At 65.9% G+C, this 9,097-nt stretch carries 8 protein-coding genes; 4 read left to right on the top strand and 4 right to left on the bottom strand.

The features are described from left to right. A partial coding sequence (locus QMZ05_RS39285) for an MFS transporter (RefSeq protein WP_353705638.1) occupies positions 1-1,076 on the top strand: 1,076 nt, incomplete at its 5' end. A 79-nt stretch (positions 1,077-1,155) separates the two neighbouring features. Here QMZ05_RS39285 and QMZ05_RS39280 read toward each other — a convergent pair. Continuing rightward, a complete protein-coding gene (locus QMZ05_RS39280; protein WP_353705637.1) occupies positions 1,156-2,055 on the bottom strand; it encodes a LysR family transcriptional regulator in 900 nt (299 codons plus the stop codon). A gap of 80 nt (positions 2,056-2,135) precedes the next feature. Between QMZ05_RS39280 and QMZ05_RS39275 the strand changes: the two genes are divergently transcribed. From QMZ05_RS39275 to QMZ05_RS39265, 3 genes are read left to right on the top strand one after another with little or no spacing between them, the layout of a single operon-like run. Continuing rightward, positions 2,136-2,732: a hypothetical protein gene (locus QMZ05_RS39275; RefSeq protein ID WP_353705636.1), complete on the top strand. Its 597-nt coding sequence runs from the start codon at positions 2,136-2,138 to the stop codon at positions 2,730-2,732. Further along, complete coding sequence (locus tag QMZ05_RS39270) at positions 2,729-3,925, top strand: efflux RND transporter periplasmic adaptor subunit (RefSeq protein ID WP_353705635.1); 1,197 nt, start codon at positions 2,729-2,731, stop codon at positions 3,923-3,925. The genes QMZ05_RS39275 and QMZ05_RS39270 overlap by 4 nt, the downstream gene beginning before the upstream one ends. Next, positions 3,922-7,041 (top strand): efflux RND transporter permease subunit, encoded by a 3,120-nt coding sequence (locus tag QMZ05_RS39265; protein ID WP_353705634.1) that lies wholly within the window; start codon positions 3,922-3,924, stop codon positions 7,039-7,041. The genes QMZ05_RS39270 and QMZ05_RS39265 overlap by 4 nt, the downstream gene beginning before the upstream one ends. 23 nt (positions 7,042-7,064) lie before the next feature. Here QMZ05_RS39265 and QMZ05_RS39260 read toward each other — a convergent pair whose 3' ends face one another. From QMZ05_RS39260 to QMZ05_RS39250, 3 genes are all read right to left on the bottom strand, one after another. After that, positions 7,065-7,826: an SURF1 family cytochrome oxidase biogenesis protein gene (locus tag QMZ05_RS39260; protein ID WP_353705633.1), complete on the bottom strand. Its 762-nt coding sequence runs from the start codon at positions 7,824-7,826 to the stop codon at positions 7,065-7,067. Continuing rightward, positions 7,823-8,209 (bottom strand): DUF983 domain-containing protein, encoded by a 387-nt coding sequence (locus QMZ05_RS39255; RefSeq protein WP_279707818.1) that lies wholly within the window; start codon positions 8,207-8,209, stop codon positions 7,823-7,825. Before QMZ05_RS39255 ends, QMZ05_RS39260 begins: the two co-directional genes overlap by 4 nt. 64 nt (positions 8,210-8,273) lie before the next feature. Then, positions 8,274-9,097: cytochrome c oxidase subunit 3 (locus QMZ05_RS39250; protein WP_353705632.1), on the bottom strand; the 824-nt coding region annotated here is incomplete at its 5' end.

Genomic DNA, 9,097 nt, shown 5'->3' with positions numbered 1-9,097 from the left:
TGTCCTGGCATTGGTGCTTCCTGATCAACGCCCCGGTCGGCGTGTTTGCGATCGCGCTGATCGCCGCGGTGCTGCAGGAGCCCGCCAAGGCCAAGGGCGCGCAGCCGCAGGACAACACCTTCGACTTCATCGGCTTCGCGCTCGTGGCGACCTTCCTCGGCGCGCTCGAGGTGATGCTCGACCGCGGCCTCGAGGATGACTGGTTCGCCTCGCCCTTCATCATCACGTCAGCGGCGATCTGCGCTATCGCGTTCGTGCTGATGATCCCGTGGGAGATGAGCCGCCGCAACCCGATGATCGATTTGCGCATGGTCGCGACCCGGCAGTTCGGCGCCTGCTTCCTGGTGATGCTGGCGACCGGCGCCATCCTGCTCGCGACCACCCAGTTCCTGCCGCAGCTGGTGCAGCAGGATTTCGGCTACACCGCGACCTGGGCCGGCCTCGTGCTGTCGCCCGGCGGCGTGGTCACCATGCTGATGATGTTCGTGGTCGGCCGGCTCGCCGCCAAGGTGCAGCCGAAATATCTGATCATCGCCGGCGCGCTGGTCATCGCGGCTTCGATGTACAGCATGACCAACGTGTACGGCGATCTCGGCTTCTGGTTCATGGCGCGCTCGCGCATGCTGATCGGCATCGGCCTGCCGCTGATCTTCATTCCGATCATGACGGCGTCCTATGACGGCATTCCCGCCGGGAAGACCGACCAGGCCTCCGCACTGATCAACGCGGCGCGGAACACCGGCGGCTCGATCGGCGTCTCGATCGTCTCCAACGTGTTGACGCATCGCCAGCAGTTCCACCAGAGCCGGCTGGTCGAGCAGGTGACGCCGTCGAGCCCGCAATATCAGGACACGCTGCACCAGGTCACCGACTACTTCGTCGCCCAGGGCAATGCATTGGCGCAGGCGCACAGCCAGGCGATCCAGTGGATCGGCCAGCAGGTGCGGATCCAGGCCTCTTTCCTGTCCTACATGGATGCGTTCTGGGTGCTGATGCTGATCGCGCTCTCGGCGATCCCGCTGGCGCTGACCTTGCGCAAGGTCAAGCTCGGCGGTCCCGCTCCGGTCGGTCATTAGCGAATGCAGTGGTCAACTGCGATACGCCCGCGCCAGAGATCGGCGCGGGCATATCGCTTTGGGATCGTCTCGATAGACGTCAAATGCCGCTGGTGGCGGCAATGATTGTGTCCCTCAGCCAGCGGTGCGCAGGCAGATCGTCGAAGCGGCGGTGCCAGCTCATGACGCTCTGCAGCCTCGATGCATCGAACGGCAGCTCCCGCATCTCGATCGGATAGGCGCGGCGGAATTCGAGCGCGAGCTTGCGCCCGAGGATCGCGACCATGTTCGATTGCACCAGGACCGCGCCGGCGGACAGATACGGCACATCGGCCGCAATGATGCGCTCGGCCTCGCGCGCCCGCAGCCAGGCATCGATGAAATCCAGATTCTCGCCGCTGGAGGTGATCGCAAGATGCGGCAGCTCGACCAGCGTCTCACCTGTCAGCTTCTTGCGCAGGGCCGGATGACCGGCCCGCAGCACCGCGACGAAGCGATCCTCGATCAACCGGCGGGCCGCGAAGCGCTCGCCTTCCAGCGCGCCGGCGGAGATCGCAACGTCGAGTTCGCCGCGATCGAGTCGGTCGGCGAGATTCAAGGTCCCGCTCGGCACCAGTGTCAGCCGCACCCTGGGCGCCTGCGCGCGCACCGCCGCGATGATCGCGCCGGCCGCGACCACCGCAGCATAATTGTTGACGGCAATGGCAAAGCGCCGATCCGCCTGCGCCGGATCGAAACGATCCCCCTCGACCGCCAGTTGCAGTTCGTTGAGCGCCTTGCGGACCGGCAGCGCGAGCGCTTCCGCCCGCGGCGTCGGCAGCATGCCGGACGGCGTGCGGACGAACAGCTGGTCTTTCAGGGCGTGACGCAGCCGGTTCAGCGCATGGCTCACGGCGGGCTGGCTGATGCCAAGTGCGGCGGCCGCGCGCACCACGCTGCGCTCGCGCATGACGGCGTCGAACACCAGCAGGAGATTGAGGTCGAGATTGCGCAGCCGCATGCCGCCATCATGCATGATATGAATTAGCGGATAAAGACAATTCATTTGAATAATATCGGGCCAAGGGCCAGCTTCCGGCCATGCCCGAGAACCCGCACAGCGCCAACGCAACCCGGCCCCATCGTTCCAACGCGCGCGTACTGGTCGGCGTCCTGGTCGCCCCCGATGCCACGGCCATCGCCGTGCCGGAGACCTTCGCGCGCTGGCAACGGCTCACGCCGCTTGCGACATGGCTGCCGATTGCGCTGCGCGAGACCAGCTATGCCGGCATCCTGAGCGGCGTTGCGGCAGCGCTCGACCGCGTCGATATCCCCCCGCGGCAGTTGATCCTGCTGGGCGAAGGATCCATCGCGCGGCGCATGCTCGAACTGACGCTAAGGGGCGAGCTCCCCTGCGCCGGCGTTGTCGCGGTCGACGTCGCCTCCGAGGCACTGCCGTTTTCCGTGGTGCCGACGGTAACCGCGATCCGGCTCGTCATTCATCACAACGACGAAGCGCCGCAAGGCAGCCTGATCGGTGCGTTGCGCGCCGCCGATCTCGACGCACGCATCATCAATCTCGACCTGACCGCCGGCCGCGCGACGCAAGCCGCCGCGGCAAGCGCAACTGAAACCTTTGTCCTCGAGCTGGTTGCAACGATCGGCCGCCGGACCACCGATGGAGCTGGTAATCCATGACATCGAAGACCCTCAAGATCGCGGGCGCGTGCCTGGTGGTCGCCGCAGTCAGCGTCGGCCTCTATGCCCTGGATCGGCCGGACCGCGCAGCCGACAAGGCTCCGGCAGCGGCCCAGTCGAAGACGGTCACGCCTGCCGTTCCGGTGACGGCGACCAAGGTCGTGCAGCATGATGTGCCGATCGTGCTCGAAGGACTGGGCACGGTGACGCCGATCAACACGGCCACCATCCGCACCCAGGTGCAGGGTACGATCGACAGCGTCGATTTCGTCGAGGGCAAGCAGGTGAAGCGCGGCGATGTGCTCGCCAGGATCGACCCGCGGGTCTACGAGGCCCAGGTCGACCAGGCAGAGGCCGCACTGGCGCGCGACGAGGCGAGCCTGAAGAACGCCAGGACCAATTTGGCGCGAACCCAGCCACTCGCCAATCGCGGCTTTGCCACTCAGCAATTGCTCGATACCCAGGATTCGCAGGTCGCGCAGGGCGAAGGCACCGTCGCGCTCGACAAGGCCGCGCTGGAAGCCGCACAGACCCAGCTGAGCTACGCCACGATATCAGCGCCGTTCGACGGCGTCACCGGCATCCGCCGCGTCGATCCCGGCAACGTCGTGCACCCGACCGACACCAACGGGCTCGTGGTCCTCACCCAGATGCAGCCGATTGCGGTGATCTTCACGCTGCCGTCCGGCGACATTCCCGGTATCCGGCAGGCGCTGGTAACCGGAGACGCGTCGGTCGACGTCTATGATGCACAGAACAAGCGAAAGCTCGACCACGGCAGCCTGATGCTGATCAACAACCAGGTCGACAGCTCGACCGGCACGGTGCAGCTGAAGGCATCCTTTCCCAATGCCGGCAACACGCTGTGGCCCGGCACTTTCGTCAATGTCCATCTGACGGTCGCGGTTCGTCACAACGCGCTCACCGTGCCGCTGACGGCGGTGCGCCAGGGACCGGACGGCGCCTTCGCCTACGTTGTCGGCGCGAACGACGTCGTCGGCATCCGCAATGTCTCGACCGGGCAATCGCGTGATGGGCAGGTGCTGGTCGAGCAGGGCCTCGCCGCGAACGAGACTGTCGTCACCGCCGGCCAATACCGGCTCAATCCGGGAACGACGGTCGAGATCGTGCCCGATGACAAGAAAGACCAGGTCCAGGACGCAACCACCGCAAGCGCAGGCATGCTGCCATGAACGTCTCCGCAGGCTTTATCCGCAAACCCGTCGCCACCGCTTTTCTCGCCGTCGCCATCGTGCTGGTCGGCATGATCGCCTTCGTGCGGCTGCCGGTCTCGGCGCTGCCGACCGTGGATACCCCGACCATCCAGGTCACCGCGCAATTGCCCGGCGCCGACCCGCAGACCATGGCCTCCTCGGTTGCAACCCCGCTGGAGCGGCAATTCGGCCAGATCGCCGGCCTGACCGGCATGAGCTCGAGCAGCGGGCTCGGCAATACCCAGATCACGCTGCAATTCGCGCTGAACCGCGGCGTCGATGCGGCCGCGCAGGACGTGCAGACCGCAATCGATGCAGCATCGGGGCAATTGCCCAAGACCATGCCGTCGCCGCCGACCTTCCACAAGGTCAATCCGGCCGACGTGCCGGTGCTGCTGATCGCACTGACGTCGGACACCGAGCCGCTGACCAAGGTCGACGACTATGCCGACAGCATCCTGGCGCAGAAATTGTCGCAGGTGCCGGGCGTCTCGCTCGTCACTATCGGCGGCATGCAGAAGCCGTCGATCCGGGTGCAGGTCAATCCGGCCAAGCTCGCCGCCGCGGGACTCGATCTCGAGCAGTTGCGCACCACGCTCGGCAACGTCACCGTGAACCAGCCCAAGGGCGTGCTCTACGGCAGCCAGCAGGCCTATACGCTCGCCACCAACGACCAGGTGCTCGTCGCAAACAAGTATGACGATCTGATCATCGCCTATCGCAACGGTGCGCCGGTGCGCCTGCGAGACGTCGGGCATGCCGTGGTGGCGGCCGAGGACGTCACGCTACACGGCTGGTACAACGACAAGCCCGCCGTCATCCTCGCGATCCAGCGCCAGCCTGGCGCCAACGTGATCAGCACGGTGGACGGCATCAAGAAGCTGCTGCCGCAGCTGGTGTCGAGCCTGCCGTCCGACATAAAGGTGACGATCGCCTCGGACCGTACGCAGACCATCCGCGCCAGCGTCGCCGACGTTCAGCTCACCCTGGTGCTGACCATCGCGCTGGTGGTCGGCGTGATCTTCCTGTTCCTGCGCAATCTGTGGGCGACCGTCATCCCCGCGGTCTCGGTCCCGATCTCGCTGATCGGCACCTTCGGCGTGATGTATCTGCTCAACTACAGCCTCGACAATTTGTCACTGATGGGTCTGTCGATCGCGGTCGGCTTCGTCGTCGACGATGCCATCGTGATGATCGAGAACATCTCGCGGCACATCGAGGAAGGCCTCTCTCCAATGCAGGCCGCCTTGAAGGGCGCCGGCGAGATCGGCTTCACGATCATCTCGATCTCGGTCTCGCTGATCGCGGTGTTCATTCCGCTGCTGCTGATGGGCGGCGTGATCGGCCGCATGTTCCAGGAATTCGCCGTCACGGTGTGCGTTGCCATCGTGGTGTCGGTGATCGTCTCGGTCACGCTGACGCCGATGATGTGCGCGTATCTGCTGTCGCCACATGAGAGCGCCGGGGCTGGCGCTGTATCGCGCACGCTGGAACGCGGCTTCGTCGCGATCCAGGCGGCCTATGAGGCCGTATTGGCCGCGGCGCTGCGCTACAAGGCGACGACCCTGTCGGTCATGCTGGCAAGCATTGCGGTGACCGGCCTGCTATTCGTCGGCATTCCCAAGGGCTTCTTCCCGCAGCAGGACACCGGCATGATCACCGGCATCACGGAAGCCTCGGCGGACATCTCGCCGGCGCAGATGGCGGCGCTGCAACGCAGCGTCATCGACGTCATCGCCAGGAACCCCTCGGTCGCCAATGCAACCGGCTATATCGGGCCGGGCGGCCCGACCGTGACCGAGAACAACGGCCGCCTGTTCGTGCTGTTGAAGCCGCGCAACGAGCGCAATGCGTCCGCGGATCAGGTGATCCGGCAGCTGGACGGCGCGCTGCAGAAGATCAAGGGCATGTCGGTATTCATGCAGGCAACGCAGGACATCAATCTCGCCAGCCGCCTGTCCAAGACGCAGTACCAGTTCACCCTCACCGACGTGAACCAGGACGAGCTCAATCTGTGGGCCGGCAAGCTGTATCAGAAGCTGAAGACGTTGCCGGAACTGGCCGACGTCGCGACCGACCAGGCCAACGCCGCGCGTCAGCTCAAGCTGCAGATCGACCGCGACGCGGCCTCCCGCCTCGGCATCGATCCGGCCGCGGTCGACAACACGCTTTATGATTCATTCGGCCAGCGTCACGTCGCCCAGCTGTTCACGACGCTCAACACCTACTACGTGATCCTGGAGGTCGACCCGTCGTTCCAGCTTGGCCCCTACGCGCTCAACCGCATCTATGTCCGCTCGTCCGCAGGGACGATGGTGCCCTTGAGCCAGATCGCGAGCATCGATTACGGCACCGCGCCACTCTCGGTGAATCATCAGAGCCAGTTTCCGTCGGTGACGCTGAGCTTCAACCTGGCGCCGGGCACGGCCGTGGGAACCGCAGTCGCGGCGGTCCAGAAGGCGACCGCCGACCTGCACGTGCCGTCGACCGTCGTCACCAGCTTCCAGGGCAATGCACAGGCGTTCCAGGCGGCGCTCGGCAGTACCCCAATTCTGATCCTCGCCGCGGTAGTCGCCGTCTATCTGATCCTCGGCATGCTCTATGAGAGCACGATCCATCCGATCACGATCCTCTCGACCTTGCCGTCCGCCGGGCTCGGCGCGCTGCTCGCGCTGTGGGCCTTCGGCTTCGGGCTCGACGTGATCGGGCTGGTCGGCATCATCCTGCTGATCGGCATCGTGCAGAAGAACGGCATCATGCTGATCGATTTCGCGCTGGAGGCCGAGCGCCACCAGCATCTCCCTGCCGAACAGTCGGTCTACATGGCCTGCCGGGCGCGCTTCCGCCCGATCCTGATGACGACGATGTGCGCGATGCTCGGCGGCGTTCCGCTGATGATCGGCACCGGTACCGGATCGGAGCTGCGCCAACCGCTCGGCTTTGCCATCGTCGGCGGGCTGATCGTCTCGCAGCTGATGACGCTGTTCACGACGCCGGTCGTGTATATCTATCTCGACGGGATAACCCGGTGGCTCGCCAGGCTGCGCAAAGGCGCGCAGAAGGCCGCACCACACGGAGCCGAGACGGCGACGTGACGTGCCCCGCGCCGTGCCGCGCGTCAGCCTGCCCTGCGGCGCTGGCCGCGCCACCACAGGCCGAAGGCGATGGTGACCGCGGCGGCGAGCGAGAACCAGGTGATGGCGTACTGCATGTGGTCGTCCTTGAGACGCACCTTGAGCGGCCCGGGCTTCGGCGTGCCGCTGTCCGGCACCGGCGCCTCGAGATCGATATAGAACGGCGCGACTTGCCCCCAGCCGAGCGCCTGCGCCATCGCGCGATGATCGCGCACGAACCACAGCCGCTTCGCCGTGTCCTCCTTTGGCGTCAGCCGGCCCGGCGGCTCGGGAAACCGGATATAGCCGGTGAGCTCGACCGGCGTGCCGGTGACGAGGCGCCCGGTGACGCGATCCTCGAAGGCACGGTCCTGCATCGTGTTCTGCACAAAGCCGGCGTTGATCACCACGGTCTCGCCGCTGGCGAGCTTGGCCGGCAGGAACGCCCAGGTGCCGGGTCCCGAAACGTCGTCGCGCACCGCGGAGCCGGAGCTGAACACCATCGCGTCGGGCTGCTTCGCGTAGGTCGCGGTCAAAGTGACACGGCGGAATTCATCCTTCGCGGAGGTCACCGTGGGCCACGCCGACGGCGGCGGCAGGGCCTCGGTCGGGGCGGCCAGCCGCGCGTCGAGGGCCGCGATCAGCGCGTGCTTCTCGACCCGGCGCTGCAATTGCCAGACGCCGAGGGCGATGAACACCGCGATCAGGATCAGCGTGAAAATACCGAAGCCGGCCGCGCTCGGCTGACGCGTCTTACTTTCATTCATTTCGGGTCGCGCTCGATCAGTTGGCCTTCGGCGGCCTTGTGGTGGAATTGCAGCGCGATCAGCAGCGCCTTCATCGAGCGCAGCGGCAGGATGGTGGTGATCACGATCAGCGGCAGCCACAGCGCGGCGTGCACCCAGAACGGCGGCTGGTACTTCACCTCGACGATCAGCGCCGCCGCGACCACGATGGCGCCGGCCAACATGATGATGAAGATCGCCGGGCCGTCGCCGGCATCGATGAAGGCGTAGTCGAGGCCGCAGGCCTCACAGCGTGGCGCCAGGGTCAGGAAGCCGGAATAGAGCTTGCCCTTGCCGCAGCGCGGGCAGCGGCAGGCGATGCCGCGGATCGCGCTTTCGGTCACGGTGGGCGGGGTATCGGTCATCGGTTCTCTTCAAAAAGCAAAGGGGCGGCCATCTGGCCGCCCCCCTCTTAGCACGTCAGCGAAGTTAGTGGGCGCCGTGCGCCATCGACTCGGCGCCGTGGCCCCAGACGTAGATGCAGATGAACAGGAACAGCCAGACCACGTCGACGAAGTGCCAGTACCAGGCGGCGAACTCGAAGCCGAGGTGCTGCTTCGACGTGAAGTGGCCGGCATAGGCGCGGATCAGGCAGACCAGCAGGAAGATGGTGCCGACCAGCACGTGGAAGCCGTGGAACCCGGTCGCCATGAAGAAGGTCGCGCCATAGACGTTGCCGCCGAACGAGAACGTCGCATGGGCGTACTCATAGGCCTGCACGCAGGTGAACAAGGCGCCGAGGATCACGGTGAGGATCAGGCCCTGCTTGAGGCCCTGGCGATCGTTCTCCAGCAGCGCATGGTGTGCCCAGGTGACGGTGGTGCCCGAGGTCAGCAGCAGCAGCGTGTTGAGCAGCGGCAGATGCCAGGGATCGAAGGTCTCGATGCCGTGCGGCGGCCAGGTGCCGGGCACCGAGCAGGCGCCCATCGCCGTACCGGCGCCGCAGCCGAACACCGCGTCGCGGGTGGCGTGGACGGCGTCGGCCGGGAACAGCGCCGAGTTGAAGAAGGCCCAGAACCAGGCGACGAAGAACATCACCTCGGAGGCGATGAACAGGATCATGCCGTAGCGGTGGCTGATCTGCACCACGCGGGTGTGGTCGCCCTTGTACTGGGCTTCCTTGATCACGTCGCCCCACCAGCTCGCCATGGTGTAGAGCACGCCGATGGTGCCGATGCCGAACACGATCGGGGCGGCGGAGTACATGTGGTGCATCCAGCCGATCGCGCCGAACGCCATGATGAAGGCCGAGA

It is taken from the genome of Bradyrhizobium sp. INPA03-11B (assembly GCF_040446015.1).
Classification (GTDB): Bacteria; Pseudomonadota; Alphaproteobacteria; order Rhizobiales; family Xanthobacteraceae; genus Bradyrhizobium; species Bradyrhizobium macuxiense_A.
The sequence above is the reverse complement of the archived record's forward strand: the minus strand, read 5'-3'. Positions and strand labels throughout refer to the sequence as shown.

Excerpts from the sequence above, each read along its gene's own strand:
- QMZ05_RS39265 (WP_353705634.1), top strand. The coding sequence starts at position 3,922 with ATGAACGTCTCCGCAGGCTTTATCCGCAAACCCGTCGCCACCGCTTTT.
- QMZ05_RS39275 (WP_353705636.1), top strand. The coding sequence starts at position 2,136 with ATGCCCGAGAACCCGCACAGCGCCAACGCAACCCGGCCCCATCGTTCC.
- QMZ05_RS39260 (WP_353705633.1), bottom strand. The coding sequence starts at position 7,826 with ATGAATGAAAGTAAGACGCGTCAGCCGAGCGCGGCCGGCTTCGGTATT.
- QMZ05_RS39270 (WP_353705635.1), top strand. The coding sequence starts at position 2,729 with ATGACATCGAAGACCCTCAAGATCGCGGGCGCGTGCCTGGTGGTCGCC.
- QMZ05_RS39280 (WP_353705637.1), bottom strand. The coding sequence starts at position 2,055 with ATGCGGCTGCGCAATCTCGACCTCAATCTCCTGCTGGTGTTCGACGCC.
- QMZ05_RS39255 (WP_279707818.1), bottom strand. The coding sequence starts at position 8,209 with ATGACCGATACCCCGCCCACCGTGACCGAAAGCGCGATCCGCGGCATC.